The organism is Parasutterella sp., from assembly GCF_057870745.1.
Window position 1 is genome coordinate 1 of the sequence record NZ_DBMALT010000002.1, and the last position, 18,670, is coordinate 18,670.

General features: G+C 46.5%; 14 protein-coding genes and 1 pseudogene. 12 read left to right on the plus strand and 3 right to left on the minus strand.

Translation table 11 applies throughout. The features are described 5' to 3' along the window. The first annotated feature begins 239 nt into the window (after positions 1-239). The 3 genes from hutW (at position 240) to ACZND6_RS00835 (ending at position 4,234) form a co-directional block, all read left to right on the plus strand. Positions 240-1,709, plus strand: coding sequence for a heme anaerobic degradation radical SAM methyltransferase ChuW/HutW (gene hutW / locus ACZND6_RS00825; RefSeq protein ID WP_489524281.1), 1,470 nt, complete (start codon positions 240-242; stop codon positions 1,707-1,709). An 88-nt stretch (positions 1,710-1,797) separates the two neighbouring features. Further along, complete coding sequence (locus ACZND6_RS00830) at positions 1,798-2,154, plus strand: hypothetical protein (RefSeq protein WP_418806230.1); 357 nt, start codon at positions 1,798-1,800, stop codon at positions 2,152-2,154. A gap of 310 nt (positions 2,155-2,464) precedes the next feature. Beyond that, positions 2,465-4,234: an IS1634 family transposase gene (locus ACZND6_RS00835; RefSeq protein ID WP_489524282.1), complete on the plus strand. Its 1,770-nt coding sequence runs from the start codon at positions 2,465-2,467 to the stop codon at positions 4,232-4,234. A gap of 96 nt (positions 4,235-4,330) precedes the next feature. Here the strand turns inward: ACZND6_RS00835 and ACZND6_RS00840 are convergent, their stop codons facing one another. Next, positions 4,331-6,373 carry an IS1634 family transposase gene (locus ACZND6_RS00840; RefSeq protein ID WP_489524283.1) on the minus strand — a complete coding sequence of 681 codons (2,043 nt, stop codon included), beginning with the start codon at positions 6,371-6,373 and terminating at the stop codon, positions 4,331-4,333. An 89-nt stretch (positions 6,374-6,462) separates the two neighbouring features. Between ACZND6_RS00840 and ACZND6_RS00845 the strand changes: the two genes are divergently transcribed. From ACZND6_RS00845 to ilvD, 7 genes and pseudogenes are all read left to right on the plus strand, one after another. Further along, positions 6,463-6,738, plus strand: coding sequence for a hypothetical protein (locus tag ACZND6_RS00845; protein ID WP_489524284.1), 276 nt, complete (start codon positions 6,463-6,465; stop codon positions 6,736-6,738). A 256-nt stretch (positions 6,739-6,994) separates the two neighbouring features. After that, positions 6,995-7,159, plus strand: coding sequence for an ATP-binding protein (locus ACZND6_RS00850; RefSeq protein ID WP_489524312.1), 165 nt, complete (start codon positions 6,995-6,997; stop codon positions 7,157-7,159). Next, positions 7,143-7,805, plus strand: coding sequence for a response regulator transcription factor (locus ACZND6_RS00855; RefSeq protein WP_489524285.1), 663 nt, complete (start codon positions 7,143-7,145; stop codon positions 7,803-7,805). The genes ACZND6_RS00850 and ACZND6_RS00855 overlap by 17 nt, the downstream gene beginning before the upstream one ends. Positions 7,806-7,928: 123 nt before the next feature. Continuing rightward, positions 7,929-9,265, plus strand: a pseudogene (locus tag ACZND6_RS00860) (FAD-dependent oxidoreductase). Positions 9,266-9,366: 101 nt separating this feature from the next. Beyond that, complete coding sequence (locus ACZND6_RS00865; RefSeq protein WP_418806550.1) at positions 9,367-11,154, plus strand: flavocytochrome c; 1,788 nt, start codon at positions 9,367-9,369, stop codon at positions 11,152-11,154. A gap of 376 nt (positions 11,155-11,530) precedes the next feature. Next, positions 11,531-12,019, plus strand: a complete 489-nt coding sequence (locus ACZND6_RS00870) for a C40 family peptidase (RefSeq protein WP_040603482.1) — start codon at positions 11,531-11,533, stop codon at positions 12,017-12,019. Between the two features lie 52 nt (positions 12,020-12,071). After that, positions 12,072-13,730 carry a dihydroxy-acid dehydratase gene (gene ilvD / locus ACZND6_RS00875; RefSeq protein WP_489524286.1) on the plus strand — a complete coding sequence of 553 codons (1,659 nt, stop codon included), beginning with the start codon at positions 12,072-12,074 and terminating at the stop codon, positions 13,728-13,730. 310 nt (positions 13,731-14,040) lie between these two features. Here the strand turns inward: ilvD and ACZND6_RS00880 are convergent, their stop codons facing one another. Both ACZND6_RS00880 and serS read right to left on the minus strand, forming a co-directional pair. Next, positions 14,041-15,096 carry an asparaginase gene (locus tag ACZND6_RS00880; protein ID WP_370826283.1) on the minus strand — a complete coding sequence of 352 codons (1,056 nt, stop codon included), beginning with the start codon at positions 15,094-15,096 and terminating at the stop codon, positions 14,041-14,043. A gap of 9 nt (positions 15,097-15,105) precedes the next feature. Then, the gene (gene serS / locus ACZND6_RS00885; RefSeq protein WP_008811927.1) at positions 15,106-16,407 is read right to left on the minus strand and encodes a serine--tRNA ligase; all 1,302 of its coding nucleotides are present in this window, start codon (positions 16,405-16,407) and stop codon (positions 15,106-15,108) included. Positions 16,408-16,905: 498 nt separating this feature from the next. On the opposite strand from serS, the gene ACZND6_RS00890 reads away from it, so the two are divergent. Together ACZND6_RS00890 and cysK are read left to right on the plus strand one after the other, a co-directional pair. Continuing rightward, positions 16,906-17,697: a MetQ/NlpA family ABC transporter substrate-binding protein gene (locus ACZND6_RS00890; protein WP_008811926.1), complete on the plus strand. Its 792-nt coding sequence runs from the start codon at positions 16,906-16,908 to the stop codon at positions 17,695-17,697. Positions 17,698-17,740: 43 nt separating this feature from the next. Next, entirely contained in the window at positions 17,741-18,667 is a 927-nt protein-coding gene (cysK, locus tag ACZND6_RS00895; RefSeq protein ID WP_489524287.1) for a cysteine synthase A, read from the plus strand. The last annotated feature ends 3 nt before the right edge of the window (positions 18,668-18,670 follow it).

Below are 18,670 nucleotides of genomic sequence, written 5' to 3' on the forward strand. Positions count from 1 at the left end.
TTCCGTTTGTTTATTTCGCAAAAATCAACTTTATCGGATCGCCAGCATGTTTGCATTGGGGCTATGTCAATCGTTCAAATTTATTTTGGACAGTAGTGATTAAGATCAATGCGATCTATGCATAAGTATTGATTCAGTTGCAATTTCTCGTTCAATAGTTTCTGCAAATAATTATCGATATCATTTCTGTGATTTGAGATAATTGCCTCAAAAGAATCAACCTCGTCCGGAGATTAGTCATGCCGTCCTTTGAAACCGGTGTCCGACTGCTAAAAAACATACTAATTAAGAAGAGAAGTTACTCTGCATTCTTTGCAGATGAAACCGATGCGCTGCACAAAGCCTTTCCAGCTAAGGCGACGGTTCATGCCGGGCCGTTCGGTATTCCGATGCTCTGGAACTCAGCTAGAAACTTCCTAGAAAAGAAGTCTTTTGAACTAAGACAAACGGAGGGCATTGCTTACGTTCACATCCCTTTCTGTGAAAGCCGGTGCCTTTTCTGCATGTTTTATCAGAATCCATATTCTTCGGAAGCAGCGGATGCTTACGCGAATACACTTATTAAAGAGTTTGAGCTTTGGAATCAACGAGCTGCCCAAAACTCTGCCCCGATTAAGGCTTTATATTTCGGAGGGGGGACACCAACAGCTTTAGAGCCCCACAATATTAAAAAGATTCTTGAAACCGCCAGAAAGAATCTTCCGCTTACGGATAACTGCGAAATTACCTTCGAAGGAAGACTTCACGGACTAACTGATGAGAAGCTCTCCGCCTGCGTCGAAGGAGGCGTTAACCGACTTTCTATAGGGGTGCAGACGTTCAACGCCGATATCCGCAAAGAAATGCAGCGCCTCGATTCCCCTGAATACATTATTCGTCGACTTGAGGAAATCTCAGCCATCGACAATCTTGCCGTAGTGATCGATCTCCTCTTCGGCTTCCCGGGACAAAAAGGAAAAGTCTGGACAGACGATTTAAAGATCGTCTCCGAGCTTCCGATTGATGGTGTGGACTGCTACCAGCTGAATGTCTTTGAGAAATCGCCGCTCAACACCCGCATCAAATCCGGTCTTTGTGATCCGGCAGCGACGCTTGCTGAAGCCGCCGACATGTATGCTGAAAGCGTTGAGTATTTTTCTGCTCATCCCAATTGGCATCGTCTGACGAATACCCATTGGGCCAGAACGCCGCTTGAAAGGAATCTCTACAACCGTTTGGCAAAAGGTCCGAGTGACTGCCTTCCCTTCGGCTGCGGAGCCGGCGGAAAACTTTTCGGCTACAGCTGGATGCAGGAGCGCAAACTTGCCAAATGGTCAGAAATGGTTGAAAAAGGACTCAAGCCGGTCTTTGTCATGATGAAGCCGCAGGAACACTGGCACTTGATGAGAACTTTGGCGAGCAGCGTGGAATCCGGCCCCTTCAATTTGAAAGAGATCGGTGACAACTTCAGCGTCGATATTGAAAAGCCGCTAAAACCCGTCATGGATCAATGGATTAAAGCTGGCCTCCTTGAAAAATCAGGAGAAGTCTATTCTCCGACCGTGGCCGGCCAGTTCTGGTACGTGACCATGGCTCAGCTCGCCACGGAAGCGCTGACCATGGCCATTGCAAAAGAAGATTCTTTCAAAGCGGATCCGATTACGCAAAGCGTATATTCACCCAACCAAGCCGAAGCGTGGTTAAAAACCATTAATAAGCGGGAGGAGTGAGTGAGAGAAAACGCTTACCCTTTTGAAAAAAATTGTATTTTTGAATCAGTTGAAATAAGATAACGATTCATTTTAGAAAGGAGTAAAAATGACAGCACCTCTCGGCAATGTTAAAGCCTCGGTCCCCCCTGAGCAGTTAAAAGCAAAAATGAATCCCGGCGACGTTTCTTTCCTCGGATTCGAGCGTAAAGACAACGTCTTCACCGTTACTTTTGCTTGGATTGACATGATCGGCGGCCATCACGAGCACACTTTCGCTCGCGGCGACATCTTCGCAGACTTCAACAAAGTCCTGAAGGTCTTCACTGACGGCGGTCTGCCCATCGACCCGGCCAAAGCTGACGACTTCCATATGCGTCTTTGCCAGCTCTCTACTGTTATGGTTCAGGATCAGGCTCCGGCCACTAAAGCAGAAGCCAAAAGAGAAGAAGCTCCTGCTAAATAATAATTTGAACACTTAATCGTGTTTGGGATTGCCGCTTTACGCGGCAATTTCTTTTTCAGCCATTGCTCGTAAACTCTCTCTGTCCTCTTACTTTCCCAAATCGGCGGCTAAAAATCCAAATCTTTTGCTCAATAAAACTTATTCAACGTGTAGACGAAATATAAAAGTCAGAATCTGAACTTCTCATGAGATTTGGCCTCAAGTCCCAATTTATTTTCTAAGTTCTTAATTTTCTATATAAAAATTCTTGCATTTTTAATTTTCTTTTGCTATAATTGAGTCTAGCGCTAGACTCAATTATGAGGTCGTTATGTTTAAGGATTTTCTCGTTTCCACCCCTGACGAGAAGGGAAAGATTACAACTCAAACTCGAAAGACTCAGGCCGGCAAGACGGTCTATATCCTTTATGAAATCGGGCGTACTTATAACGCCGCTAAAAAATACAATGTTCCTCACCGAGTAGTCATCGGCAAGGCTGACCCTAACGATCCGGAGAAAATGTATCCCAACGAAAAGTTCTTCGAACTCTTTCCCCAGACTGTTGATAAAGTCGAACCGACCGAAGAAAACTCTCTTAGGAGCTGCGCTCTGGAAATCGGCAGCTTCATTGTCATCGATAAAATCATCAAGCATTACAAGCTCGATAAAATCGCTTCCGACTGGTTCGGCAAGGATGCCGGCCTCTTTCTGGACTTAGCCGCTTACATGATTGTCACAGAAGATAATGTCGGCCAATACTATCCCGGGTACGCATTCAACCATCCTCTGTTTACCGAAGGAATGCGTTTGGTCAGCGACTCTAAGCTCTCGCGCTTTCTCTCCTCGGTAACTAAGGATCAGATCTTTGGCTTTCTCGATGACTGGAACGAGGATAAAGACCACCAAGCTAAGGTATATATCTCCTACGACTCCACCAATAAGAACAGTCAGGCCGGTGATTTGAACATCGTTGAATACGGCAAACCGAAGGATGACAAAGGACTGCCCGTCTTTAACCTCTCCCTGGTCTTCGATCAGAACAATCGTGTTCCTCTTTTTTATGAAGAATATCCCGGTTCTGTAACTGATGTCGCTCAGCTTAAGTATGTCATCGACAAAGTGACAGCCTACGGTTATAAGAGGATGGGTTTTATTCTCGATAGGGGTTACTTCAGCCGTGACAATATCCGCTGTCTTGATGAAAAGAAATGTCCCTTCGTCATGATGGTCAAGGGCTGCAAACAGCTTGTAAGCTCAATCATCAAAGAACATAGACACAGATTTGAATCTAAGCGGGATTGCTTTATCAGCGCTTACCATGTTTACGGAACAAGTGTGAAAGCAGCGATCCCCGGCATGGAGAAGGAACATCAAAGGTATTTCCATCTTTATTACAGTTCTGGGAAAGCGGCCGGCGAGAGGGAAAAGCTTGAGAATCTTCTGGAGAAGATGAAGCAGGAGATCCGGAAAATGGAAGGAAAACAGGTCCTCTTCGGCGGAAGGTACGAACACTACTTCGACTTCCATTACGGCAAAAATAAAGAGCTTCTCTTTGCACGAGAACGCCCGGAGGTAATCGAGCAAGAATTGGATTTGTGCGGTTACTTCAGCATCATTACTTCAGAGGAGATGTCAGCTCAGGACGCCTATCTTCTCTATAAGGGACGGGACAGCACGGAGAAACTCTTTAGAGCGGATAAGTCCTACCTTGGTTCAAAGAGTTTGCGGATTTGTTCGAACGCGGCCTTAGATGCAAAGACGCTCATCGGCTTCACGGCTCTGATTATAAGAAATCGGATTTACTCGCTGCTCAAGCACCAAATGCTCAAGCTAAACATTAGACGCAACTACATGACGGTGCCGGCCGCTATTGTTGAACTTAATAAACTGGAGATGGTAAAACTCGGTCAGGGGGATTATCAGCTGCACCACGCTATTACTAAAACACAAAAAACCATCCTGTCTTCCTTTGGCATCAGCTTGGAAGACGTACAGGTGTACGCCAATCAAATTGCAAGAATCCTCAAGACGAAAGCCAAGAAAGCAGAACTTGAGGATGAAGATTACGAGGACGGAGAGATCTGCGATGATGCGTACTAAAACCCGAGTTTGGCAGATTCCGGCAAATAAAAAGCTCTCAACTCTTTGATTATCAGCGAGTTCAGAGCTTTTTAAAATTATTGTCTTGTGTACATGCTAGAGCATGTCTTTAATCAATTCCGGAATTGCCTCCTCTGTTGTAAGTCTTACTCCTAAGCAGCGCCCCATCTCTTTGAGATTAACTAAGCGTGCCGGAGGCACAAGTCCCACTGTCTTAAAGAGTATTTCGAGCTGATTTGGCTGCTTTCTGCGTTTTGCAAGTTCAGCCTTAAGTTCTTCTTGGCTCAGTCTCTCTAAGCCCTTCCTGATATTTTGCGGTCTCGAGCACTGCAGGAACATTAGTTCATCACCGCTTTTTATGGGTACGGTCGTCGCAGAATTCAATGCACGTATGATTTCCGGGATTGTCAGCGGAGTTCCTGATTTATTCAATTTCCACTGCAGCAGTTTCAGAATCCCCAACGCAATCACACAAATGAGGATGTGGCCCTTAATGTGATTTGAGTTCCTTACGTACATGGGCCGTAAGCCCAGATGAGATTTCATAATTCGGAAGCAGCTCTCGATCTGGTTAAGCTCGTGATAGGCAGCGGCCAGGCGTCCGTCCGGCACAGCGTCATTGTCCTGACAGTTGGGGGCGTTTTTATAAACGAGGGCAGCGTACCCGGCAAGACGGCGTTTAGCTTCAAACGTCTCTTCATCAATTCCTTCTATTCTCGCCTCTGTTTTTTCCGAAGTTTTTGCAATGGAAGCCCAGCCGGAGCTCTTGGGTTTAACTTTTATTCCCTGAGCTTGTTTCTTCAGCACGAGCTGCTTCCAGACTTCGAGCACTGCCAGATCCCGTTTTTGTCTCTTCTTATCAAAGGTCAGAACTAAAGTGCATTTCGTATCTTCAGCCTTGCGCTTTCCTTTCTTAGTCCAGTCTTTTACGACCTTGAAGCGGGCGACTTCCTCTCCCTGCCTGATGATAGGGACATAACCTTCAGGATCGAACATTGCTTTTGTAGTCTTCTGATCCAGATTGCTTACTTTCTGTGCCATCAGGAACCCGAGGTCGTTGCTTTGCAGCATCTTTAAGTTCGCTGCAGAATTAAGACCCCGGTCGGCTACCACGATGCTCTCTTTAACGTTGTATTTCTGTTTCAGAGATTCAATCGAAGCAGCCATAGTTTTGAATTCGGATGCGTTTCCGGCGTAGACATAAAAGTCAATCGGAATTCCTTCTTCGTTAATTACCAACGCGATGGACGTTAACGGAAGGTCAAAGCGATGCTCTTTTGAAGGACCTCTCATTCGAAGGTATTCGATTTTCTGAGCCTGAATTTTCTTAATGAAATCATCCGTTTTTTGGCCGGGCACCAGTCTTCCTTCCTTGTCAAAGCATGCAGCATCCAGCTCGCCGCTTTCATAGGCCAGCTGCACCTCTTCCTGAAGTCGGTCTTGGAAGTCCATCTGCTGTCTGCCGCATTCCATGTCAGTAAGCGCCGTTTCAAAGTAGACATTGGTCACGTCATAAAAAATCAACGTAGCCTTTGTTTTCCCAAGCTGATTATTGATTGAGCGATTGAAGAATTTCATGATCGAGTCCTTGTGCTCAAACAAATAATCGTAAGAGTTGTAGTAACTGTCTAAACCGATGCCTTGGACAGGGGCTCCTAAGAAACCATCCTGATCTCCGAATGAGTAAAAAACGGAGTGCGGATCAAGAATTTTCAAGAAGCAGAGGTAGGAGACGACAGCGTTTAAGTCGAATTTTGCTTTTGTTTGTCTGTGCTGTATGTCTTTGAACTTTCTATCCAAATGAAGATGATCGTCCCAGATCTTTTTTAAGAGGTAATGCCCGTACTGCAGCAGAGGGAGCGGAGCGCCGGCAGAAGAATTCTTGTCAAAACTAAGCAGGCTCTGAACTTGTGCGAGTCGATTGAGCGACTGAAGGCGATTCTTTTCCGCATAGTCTTCCTGATACTTCTTCTTTAAATTTTCCAAATAATTCGGATCTGACTGAGAAAGGATGTCGAGCCGTCCCAGGTTCTGCACGACTTTGTGCTTGACCTTTCCGTTTTCATCCCGATAAGACTCCATGAGCCGGACATAAGTGTATTGCCCGTTGGCTCCGCCTTTGCAAGTAGAGACATACATAGACCACCTCAAATATTGAGTTCAATTATAACATATCTACTATATATCTACAAGTAAATAAATAAGCAAAGGGCCAAAATATAGACCTCATGGGCGTTGCCGCCCAGAAGGTCAATCAGAATCTGCCAAACTTAGGTGTTGAACTTAATAAACTGGAGATAGTAAAACTCGGTCAGGGGGATTATCAGCTGCACCACGCTATTACTAAAACACAAAAAACCATCCTGTCTTCCTTTGGCATCAGCTTGGAAGACGTACAGGTGTACGCCAATCAAATTGCAAGAATCCTCAAGACGAAAGCCAAGAAAGCAGAACTTGAGGATGAAGATTACGAGGACGGAGAGATCTGCGATGATGCGTACTAAAACTTTGAAATCCAGGATTAAATTAACAGAGGCGGCCCTCGTAAAGTTAAAGGAGCGATATGAAAGGAAATCCCGAGAGCTGCTGGCTATGAAGAAGGAGCTGCAAACCGCCCAAGCCGCCGAAATCTTGTCGGCTCTCCGCAAAAGCGGCCGAAGCTATGAGGAACTTATGACCTTCCTAAAAGGCTAAGGTTAGAGTCGGGGTTACGGATTTGAGTGTACGCAACCCCGAGAAGTTCAGATATTTACTCCCGGGATTTCAAACAAGAAAAACGGTCTTGGGCTTGGATTAAGTCTTTGTCAAAAGATCGCTGAATCGCACGGCGGCAACCTCAAAGCACACCAAAACGATAGAAACACACTTATTTTTACTTTAGAGCTCCCTCTGGATAAGGGATTTAACAATGACTGTCATTCTTGAGGCCACGGAAAGAAGGGTTCTTCAAAATCCCTTAGAAAATCCTGAGGTATTGATACGAATCGTTGATGACAACCGGGCGACATGTAAGTCACTTCAGTTCTTCTTAGAGGCACTGGGTTACGAAGTCCGAATCTGGAATGATCCTGAATTGTTTTTAAAGGAATATAAAGAGAACGACGAGGACGGCTGCCTGCTTTTAGACATCAGAATGCCGAAAATCAGCGGCCTAGAGCTTCATGACATCCTGATCAAGGAAAATTTCCAACTCCCCATCATCTTCCTAACCGGGCACGGTGATGTGGAGATGGCTGTGGACTCAGTTAAAAAAGGTGCTTTCAATTATCTTTTGAAGCCTTCAAATGAAAAGAAGTTAACGGAAACCATTGAGGCAGCCGTCAAGCTAAGCATTGAAAATCACCTTATAGCTAATCAGAAAACGATTCAAAAAGAAGTTTTCGACTCTCTGACCCCAAGGGAAAAAGAAGTCGTTCGCCTAGTAGCTCAGGGAAAACTAAACAAAGTAATCGCCGCCGATTTGAATATCACAGAAAAAACAGTTCAACAGCATCGCAGTGTCGCTTGTCACAAACTTTCCGTCAGAAACGTTGCCGAACTCGTCGAATTTCTGAAAGTTCTAGAAAGTTAGGAAAACATATGAGATATAACACTTAATCGAAGAAAATTTAACTTTCTGACTTTCGGACTGCTTTGTTCTCCTCTGTTCCTGCATGCGGCAGAAACTGATAATTTTGAGGCAGACGTAATAGTCATTGGTTCCGGAGCTGCCGGTCTCGCTGCCGCATTGACTGCTTCTGATTATGGAAAAAGCGTCATTATTCTTGAGAAAATGCCCGTTATCGGAGGCAACAGCCTCCTTTCTACCGGGCTTATAAACGCGCCTGACCCGGAAAGGCAAAAACTTGTTGGAATTGACGATTCAAACGACCTCTTCTTCAAGCAAACTTATGATGCAGGCCCCAAAACCGGAAACCAAAACTTATAAGAGTAATGGTCGAAAACGTCCTTCCGACCGTCCAATGGCTGGAGAAGTACGCAATCCATTTTAAAGAAGAGGTCATTCAAATCTACGGCGGTCTTTGGCCCAGAGGACACAACCCAAAAGTGTCTCATGGCCGAGGTTACATAAATTTTTTGTCTAAGGCTTGTAAAGATCGCGGCATTCCAATCAAAACGAATACCCAGGCGATTTCCTTCCTACGAGGTTCGGGAGAAAAGAAAAATCGAATTACCGGTGTAAAAGCTGTAGTGAATAAGATCTCGGTTGAATTTAAAGCGGGTTGCGGAGTAATCATTGCCACAGGCGGCTTTACTGCCAATCAAAAACTTTGTGCTCAGTTGGATCCTCGTTTAAAGGGTATGAATTACACAGGATCTTCATCCGCCACCGGTGATATCTTCCCGGCTGTAAAAGAAATCGGCGGTCAACTAAAGGACCTTAAGGAAATTCAATGTAATTTAGGATCGGTGGGACACTTTAATCATCGATCCGGGTATCACACTGATGTTAAAAGACATATATTGGTAAACAAGAATGGTCTTCGATTTGTCGCAGAAGGTGGACTACGAGACAAATTGCGAGACGCAGTTCTTTCACAACCCGGCGGAGATGTTTACATTCTTGTCGACTGCGACGGTTTTCAGGATCTCTGTTCCCGGTTCCAGCAAAACGGGGCGACAAGCGAGGCTTTGGGTTACGGTTGGAAGGCAGATTCCATCAGAGAGCTCGCTCAGAAAATGAATATTTCTCCTGAGAATCTGGAAAGGACGGTCACCGAATATAACCAAGCAGTAAAGAGCAAAAAGGATTCTTTCGGGAGGGAGCCTTGGATGCTTGTCAAAACGATAAGCCACCCTCCCTTTTATGCTTCCAAAGCACGAATGGCTATCCACTACACGATGGGAGGCATCGTCATCGACCCGCAAGCAAGAGTTTTAGATGAAAATAACTTAGCCATCGAAGGTCTCTATGCGGCAGGTGAAGCAACAACTGGGATTCACGGAACCAACCGTGTTGGGGGTAACGGAATTCTTGATGCGTTTGTCTTCGGAAGAATCGCAGGAAAGTCGGCCGCAAATCAATATTAATTTCTTTTCTATCCGAGAATTCTCGGATATGTAAAAAAGAAACGGTTTGTTCTAAACTTGTGATGAGGTTTTTATAAACCGATTTCACGAGGAGAAAATGAATGATTGTTAGAACAGTCCTTTCTTTATCCGTTTCATTAGCGGTTGCGATGACAGCCAACGCAGCGCTAAAAGATGGTACTTATACTGAAGATACCTTGGGCCACAACTCCCCCGTGACTGTAAAAGTCACCATTCAGGGAGGAAAAATCACTGCAATTGACAGCTCTGCAAACATGGAAACTCGCGGAGTCGGTAAGTTTGCCTTAAACAAGCTCGGTCAGGAAATTATTCAAAAGCAGTCGCTCGGTGTAGATAACGTCACCGGTGCTACCGTTTCCAGCTTCGCGCTCAAGGGAGCCGTGAGAAAAGCTCTTCAACAAGCAGGCGCAACGGCAGATGAACTGAAAGCTCTTTCCAAACAGGTTGATGCTGTTCCGACTACACCTCTTAACATCAACGCCAGCGTTGCCATCATCGGCGGCGGTGGTACAGGACTTGCTGCTGCAGTATCCGCTTTGGAAAACGGTACAAAGAAAGTCGTCATTCTCGAAAAACTGGGTTATCTCGGCGGCTCTACGCAGGTTTCCGGCGGTGCTTTGAACGCTGTTGATGACAAACGTCAAAAGGCTCAAGGCATCAAAGACTCCATCCAGACTCATTACGAAAGCACCATGAAGGGCGGACATAACGTCAGCGAACCTGCCCTCGTCCACTATCTGACAGACAACGCTTATCCGACTGTTGAATGGATGGAAAAACAGGGCGTTAAGTTCAAAGACCAAATCGGCGCAGCAACAGGTTCTCTTGGCCAGCGCTCTCACTATGGCGTCGAAGGTTCCGGCTGGGCTTACACCCACATCTTCGAAAATGTTCTCAAGAAATACGGGGATCGTGTTGTCGTCCTGACAGACACACCGGCAACTCAGATTCTTGTTAAAGACGGCAAAGTCGTCGGCGTTAAGGGTCTTAGAAAAGGAAAACAACCCGTTACTGTTGACGCTCCCAGCGTTGTTTTAGCAACAGGCGGTTTCGGGGCCAATGTTGAATATCGCCAGAAAGTTAACACAGGAGTTTGGAAGAGCGTCAAACTCGATAAGAACATTGGCACGACCAATATCAACAAAGCTGCTCAAGGCGACGGTCTTCAGCTTGCTGAAAAAGTCGGTGCAGACGTCATCGGCTTGTCAGATATTCAGCTTCATCCGGCCGGAACTCCTGGTACAGGCTTGATACAAGACATCCTCACAGACGGCAGAAACAGACTGTTCGTTAATACAAACGGCGATCGTTTCGTTTCCGAAGGCGCTCCGAGAGATACCTTGTGCAATGCAATCTTCGCACAGCCCGGCAAGACATACTGGCTCGTCATGAATAAGCTCCGTTTCCCGGACGAATCCAAGACAAACAGCTTCGGTGTCCCAATGAGCGATATGCTTAAGCTCGGTCGTGTCGTGAAAGCCAACAATTTGGAAGAATTGGCCAAGGTCATGAATGTTCCCTACGAACACCTGAAAGCCAGTGTCGATGAGTACAACAAAGCCATCGAAAACAAAGGCAAACCTGACAAGTATGGCTTTATTGCTACGAACACCGACGACGCCAAGATGGTTGAGGGGCCGTGGTATGCCTGCAAGAAAGTTCCGACTGTTCACCACACAATGGGCGGCGTACACATCAATACCAAAGCTCAGGTTCTCGGTAAAGACGGCAAACCGATTCATGGCTTGTATGCAGCCGGTGAAGTTACGGGCGGTATCCATGGCGCTAACCGTTTAGGCGGAAACGCTATCGCTGACGTCTTTACTTTCGGACGTCAGGCAGGTGCATCTGCAGCCAAAAACCTTTAATTGTTGGGGTAGAAGTAAAAGAAATATCTCCGCGGAATAAGTGAATAACGCAACCCTCCATTTGCCGCTTATTCCCTTCCTCCCGCCTTCAGTGTCTGAGGGCGGGATTTTTTCATGCAGGGCGCTTATAAGTTAGGTTTCGATTATTTTTCAAAAATGGAAGATTTCTCGGTTTACAGGTTTTTAGCGGGAATTATCTAAGCTTTAGAATTGGTTAATAACTAAAGTTAAGACTGAAAATCTGACTTGCACCTTATTTTTCTGGGAATTTACCCGTACTTCACGAATTGCTTCTGCCGCAATCAGTTTTCACATTGTGCATCGTATAAAATTTTAAAATCGTATCTAAAACAAGACCCGAAGGAGTTCCAAAGAGATGCTTGAACAGCTCGTGACGCGAAGAAAACTGATCCTCTTAGCTTCAGTTTCCTCCCTGCTTTCCGGCTGCTCGATGTTCTCTTCTGACCGTTATAGCTATCAACCGGTCTCCTATGACAACTCAGAAGGATCAAAAGTCCTCAGAACCGCAATGAGTCAGTACGGAGCTAAATATAAATACGGGAAAGCTTCTCCCTCGGACGGTTTCGACTGTTCGGGTCTCATTTTCTGGGCTTACGGCAAACATGGAATTACCGTTCCCCGCCACACCGCCGCTCAATCAAAAGCAGGCAAATGGGTGGCTGCCCGCAACGCCCGGCAAGGCGATATTGTTGTTTTCAGGATCGGCCGAAGACTTCACACGGGCTTAGTCGCCGACAAAGGACGCTTCCTTCACGCACCCTCTTCCGGCGGTTACGTTCGAATGGAAAGTCTCTCGGGCGTCTATTGGAAGAACAAGATCGTCGGATACCGAAGAATCGTGTAAAGCAAACGATATTATTCATAAAAACCACATCGTTACATAGGTAATTAAAAGAATGCGCAGTGACAAAATAAAAGTTGGTCCTCAGGCCGCTCCCCACCGCTCCCTTCTCTATGCACTGGGATTAACCGATGAAGAACTCAAGAAACCTCTCATCGGTATCGTGAGTTCCCAGAACGACATCGTTCCAGGACATATGAACCTGGACAAGATCGTTGACGCCGTTAAACAAGGCGTTGCCCTTGCCGGCGGTGTTCCTATCGTCTTCCCCGCTATTGCCGTTTGCGACGGTATCGCCATGGGACACGAAGGCATGAAATATTCTCTCGTCAGCCGTGAACTGATCGCTGACAGTACCGAAGCGATGGCTATTGCACATGCTTTTGACGCTTTGGTCATGGTTCCGAACTGCGACAAGAACGTTCCGGGCCTTTTGATGGCTGCTGCTCGTTTGAATATTCCGACTATTCTTGTTTCCGGCGGCGCAATGAGCGCCGGCATCATCGGTAAGAAGAAACTCTCTCTTGTCTCCGCCTTCGAAGGGGTCGGCGCATACAAGGCAGGAAAGATTGATGCCAAGAAACTGACGGAAATCGAACAGAAATGCTGCCCGTCCTGCGGTTCCTGCTCCGGCATGTTTACCGCAAACTCTATGAACTGTCTGACTGAAGTTTTGGGCATGGGACTTCCGGGCAATGGCACGATTCCCGCTGTTCAAAGTGCTCGTATCCGTCTTGCAAAACAGGCCGGCATGAAGGTGATGGAACTTCTTGAAAAGAATATCCGTCCTCGCGACATCATGACTTACGATGCTTTCCTCAACGCCATGACCGTCGATATGGCTTTAGGCTGCTCGACGAACTCCATGCTGCATCTGCCGGCTATTGCTCATGAATGCGGCTACAAGCTCGACATGCACTTGGCAAATGAAATCTCGGAAAAAACACCGAATCTTTGCCATCTCTCTCCGGCCGGCCCCCACTTTATTGAAGAACTCAACGAAGCGGGCGGTATTCCTGCCGTAATGAAAGAGCTTGATAAGAAAGGACTCCTCAAGACAGACCTCATGACCGTTACAGGCAAGACGGTTGCTGAAAACATTGCCGATGCGGAAAACAAAGACGAAGAAATCATTCGTCCGGTCGACAAACCTTACAGTGAAACCGGCGGTATTGCCGCCCTCTTCGGCAACCTCGCCCCTGAAGGTTCCGTCGTGAAGCGTTCCGCTGTTGCTCCTGAAATGCTTGTCCATAAAGGACCGGCTCGTGTCTTCGATTCTGAAGAAGAAGCCATTGCGGCTATTTGGGGCGGCAAGATCAAAGACGGCGATGTTGTGGTTATTCGCTACGAAGGTCCGAAGGGCGGTCCCGGCATGCGCGAAATGCTTTCCCCGACTTCCGCCATTATGGGTGCCGGTTTAGGTTCTACCGTTGCTTTGATTACCGACGGCCGCTTCTCCGGAGCCAGCCGCGGTGCAGCCATCGGTCACGTTTCTCCTGAAGCAGCACTGGGCGGTCCCATCGGCCTGATTGAAGAAGGCGACATCATTTCCATCAACATCCCTGAACACAAGCTTGACCTTGAAGTCTCGAATGAAGTTTTGGAAGAACGCCGTAAGAACTGGAAGCCTCGTCAGCCGAAGATCACAACCGGCTACTTAGCGAGATACGCCAAGCTTGTTTCTTCCGGCACTTCCGGAGCTGTTTTAAGCTAATCAAGTGATTCGGACCGGCGCTTTAAGCGCCGGTTCTTCTTTTTGCGGCCGCTGGAAAAGCATGTTAGTTCTTTCGGCCTTTGATTTTCCTGTAGTAAATCTTTAATAACCAAAACTCAGGAAATTCGTTAAAATTCCCTGAGCCTCAAGCATTCTTCAATTTTTACTTTTTCAAACTCGTGTAGTAATAGCTTCCGAGAAATGATTTCCGCTGTCCTTGTCTACTGTCTTTTAGCCGTTGGCGTCTGACGCTATTCCAAGGTTGAGACGGAAATTCAAGACAACCCATTCACTGATTATTACTTGCGAGTTAGGCTTTTAAGAACACTTCTGCTGTTTTTTCGTGGCAGTAGCCTGCAGCTAAACACAGCTGAAGAAGCACTCTTGCCTTCTGAGGATTCAAAGTTCCGGCGTTGATCATGCCGGCTTCTGTCCATTCAGGTGAAGAATCAACCACCTCACCGCTTCCGCAGCGGGACGCACGAACTACCGGAATTCCTTCTTCCAAGGCCTTCTCAAGTTCAGGCAAATCTTTGCAATGGATGGAACCGTTGCCCATACCGGCATAAATAATACCTTTAGCGCCCGATTGAATGGCCGCCTTGATCAAACGACCGTCGCCGTTTGAATGAGCGTAAATGATGTCGACAATCGGAAGATGTTTGTGATCAGATAGAAGCTCAGAGGTAAATGGAGTTTTGAGCGTATGCGGACGGGTGCTTTCTTTAAAGAAGGAAACTCTTCCGCCGGTGATAAAACCAAGTGCTCCTAAACGCGGAGATGCAAATGTATCGCAGTTGGTTGTATTGGTCTTTATAACATCTCTGGCACCGTGAATTTCATCATTCAAGACAACCAAAACACCTTTGCCTTTAGCCTCCGGAGTAGTCGCCACTTTCGCCGCGTTCAGAAGATTCATAGGGCCGTCGGCAGAAATCGAGGTTGCCGGTCTCATGGAACCAACGAGAACAACAGGCTTCTCGCTCTTCAAAACTTGATTGAGCATGAAAGCCGTTTCTTCCAAAGTGTCTGTACCGTGCGTAATAACAACACCGACAACTTCGGGGTCTTTCAGCTGACTCTCTGTTTCTTTAACCAAGCACGCCCAAATTTCATCCGTCATATCTTCAGAGCCGATATTGGACACTTGGACAGAGGTAAGGTTGGCGATGTCTTCTAACCCGGGAACAGAGGCTAAAAGATCTTCAACAGTAGCTGAGCCCGGAACATAACCGGTCGTTGCAGAGGCAGATCCGGCTTTTCCGGCAATCGTACCGCCGGTGCCGAGGATGGCGATGGTGGGGAGGTCTTCTTTCATTTTTCTTTCAGGTAAAAAAGACGCTGCCGAAGCAGCGTCACTATTCAACGAAATGAATTATTTCTGATTTTCAGGTTTCAAAACTGCCAGGCCGTTCATATACGGACGGAGAACTTCAGGAACCGTGACGGAACCGTCAGCGTTCTGGTAGTTTTCCAAAACGGCAACGAGCGTTCTGCCCACGGCCAAGCCTGAGCCGTTCAGTGTATGAACGTATTCAGTCTTGCCCTGGGCATTCTTGAAGCGAGTCTGCATACGGCGAGCCTGGAAGGCTTCGCAGTTAGAAACAGAGCTGATTTCGCGATAGGTGTTCTGAGCCGGAATCCAAACTTCCAAGTCATAAGTCTTTGCAGAACCGAAGCCCATGTCGCCGGTGCAAAGCGTAATAACACGATACGGAAGTCCGAGTTTCTGCAGGATGCCTTCAGCGCAGACAACCATTTCTTCAAGGTGCTTGTAACTTTCTTCCGGTTTGACGATACGAACCATTTCGACTTTTTCGAACTGGTGTTGACGGATCATTCCGCGTGTGTCTTTACCGTAAGAGCCGGCTTCTGAACGGAAGCAAGGAGTCTGAGCAGTAATCTTGATCGGCAGATCGCTTTCTTTAAGCATCTGGCCGCGAACGGAGTTCGTCAGAGTTACTTCGGAAGTCGGAATGAGATAAAAGATTTCGCCCTCGCCTTCCTGACCGCCCTTCTTAGCAGCAAACAGGTCTTCTTCAAACTTCGGAAGCTGGCCGGTACCGATCAGCGTCTCCTGATTGGCAATGTACGGTGTGTAGCACTCTGTATAGCCGTTTTCCTGAGTATGAGTGTCGAGCATGAACTGGGCTAAAGCTCTGTGGAGACGAGCAACCTGGCCCTTCATGAAGCAGAAGCGTGTACCGGCAAGCTTAGCGCCGACGTCAAAGTCAAGGCCCAAGGGACCGCCGACATCAACGTGATCCTTGATTTCAAAATCGAATTCGCGCGGTGTCCCCCAGCGGCGAACTTCAACGTTTTCGGTTTCATCTTTACCGACAGGAACGGAAGGATCAGGAAGATTCGGAATCGTTAACAGAAGATCATTCAGAGCTTTTTTAACAGCAGCATTTTTGCCTTCCAAAGCGGCCAAACCTTCAGCAATAGCTGCGCCTTCCTTCAGAAGTTCCGTAGCGTCTTGACCGGCCTTTTTAGCAGCTCCGATTTTCTTAGCAACTTGGTTGCGGCGAGCCTGAAGTTCTTCCGTTTCAGTCTGAATCGCTTTACGTTCGCCTTCTAAAGCTTCGTATTTTTCGGTAGGAAATTGAAATTTACGAGTTGCCAAGCGAGCGACAACTTCGGGCAAATTCTTGCGAAGAAGATTTGAATCAAGCATGTAATTTCTCTTCTAGATTGATTGAATTGTTTGATTGTACGCTATCAGGACACTTCCTCACATGAACTATGCGTAACGGCTTAGAAGTTATTCTAAGAACCTTTTTTCTCCGTTTGAAAATGCTGGCTTGAACCGTTAACCAGGAGCCTAATTTGGATATTTCTTCAATCGGCTTCCAAAATGGGCAAAAAATAAATTCCTATTTTTCGTTTTTTTTATTTTTCGATCCTAAAATATCCTCATGTTCAGAGAGAGCTTCTTCGCACTTGAAGCTCGAGAACATAGTTAATCACCCAAAAGGTATTATCAAATGAACACACGGACAGCAATATTTAAGTTAGAAGCACTGCTAAGTGTTTCTTGTTGTCCTTGTTGCCAGCGAATGTGTTGATTTAATTAAGCACACGCTTATCGTTTTTTTTCATACCAATCACTCAATTCCCTATGGTTCTGTTTGAGCCACATCAGGGGGGGTTATGTAATCCAAAAGGTGTCTTTATGCTTCGTAGAAATATTTTATTAACTTCTCTTGCAGTATTAATACCAAACTTTGTTTTGGCCTCTGAACAGACCAAAACACTTAAGATCGGTGTGACTGCAGGCCTCCACGCACAAATTCTTGAACAAGTTCTTCCGATAGCTAAGAAAAACGGTCTCAATATCAAAATAGTTGAGTTCCAAGATTATGTACAGCCAAATGCCGCTCTGGCTGCAGGTGATCTGGATGTAAATATTTTTCAGACCAAGCCTTTTTTAGACGCGGCGAACCGAGATAGAGGCTATGACCTCGTACCAGTCGGCGAAACTATAACTTTCCCGATGGCTTTTTATTCTAAAAAATATTCTAACTTAAGCGACCTTCCTAATAAATCAACACTGGGAATCCCAAATGATCCTTCCCAAGGCGGTCGCGCTTTAATCCTTCTTGCTTCTCAGGGACTTATTAAACTTAAAGACAGCAAAAACCTTCTTTCGAGTCCCCTCGATATTGTCAGCAATCCTCATCATTACAACATAATTGAGCTTGAAGCAGCTCAGCTTCCCCATTCCCTTTCTGACTTGGACGCTGCTGCCATCAATGGCAATTACGCTTCAGCCGCAGGCCTGAATCCAAGCAAAGACGGAATTCTTATCGAAGATCCGAACGGCCCCTATGTTAATCACATCGTGGTTCGAGCACAGGATAAAAATCAACCTTGGGTAAAACCGTTGATTCAGTCTTATCAACAACCCCAAATTCACGACTTTATATTGAAAACTTTCAAAGGCGCCGTTATTCCGGCTTTTTAATAAATCATTTTTTATCATCCACTTGTTTATAAAGGAATCAAAAATGGCTATTCGTCAATCCATTAAAGAACTTATCGGCAACACACCGCTTGTCCAACTGAACCGTTACGCCGCCAAACGCGGTCTGGGTGCAAACATCCTTGCCAAAATTGAATATTTCAATCCTGCCGGATCCGTAAAAGACCGCGTCGGTTTTGCCATGCTTGATGCTGCTGAAAAAGCCGGCAAACTCAACAGCAAAACCGTCATCATTGAACCGACCAGCGGAAACACCGGTATCGGTTTGGCCGCTGCGGCCGCCGCAAGAGGACTTCGCATCATTCTGACGATGCCAGAAACCATGAGTGTCGAACGCCGCAACCTTCTTAAAGCTTACGGGGCCGAGCTGGTCTTAACAGACGGCAAGAAAGGCATGAAAGGCGCTATTACCAAAGCTGAAGAGCTGGCTAAAGAAAACCCCAACAGCTTTATTCCCGGACAGTTTGTAAACCCGGTCAACCCGGAAACGCATTTCAAGACAACAGGTCCAGAAATTTGGAAGGATACGGAAGGAAAAGTTGATATTTTCGTGGCTGGGGTGGGCACAGGCGGTACCATTACCGGAGTTGGCAAGTATCTCAAATCTCAAAATCCAAACATTAAGATTTATGCGGTCGAACCGGATACTTCCGCGGTCCTGAGCGGAGAACCCTCCGGTCCTCATAAGCTGCAAGGCATCGGCGCAGGCTTCATTCCCGACACGCTTGATACAAAAGTTATCGATGAGATTATTAAGATCGGCGCTCAAGAAGCTTATGAAGCCGGCAAGGCACTTCCCAAAGAAGAAGGTTTCTTGGTCGGCATTTCTGCCGGCGCCGCTTTAGCCGCCGCAACACAGCTTGCCAAACTGCCTGAAAATAAAGGCAAGAATATAGTTGTTCTGCTTCCGGACAGCGGAGATCGTTACCTCTCAAGCGAAATGTTCGCTTAATTA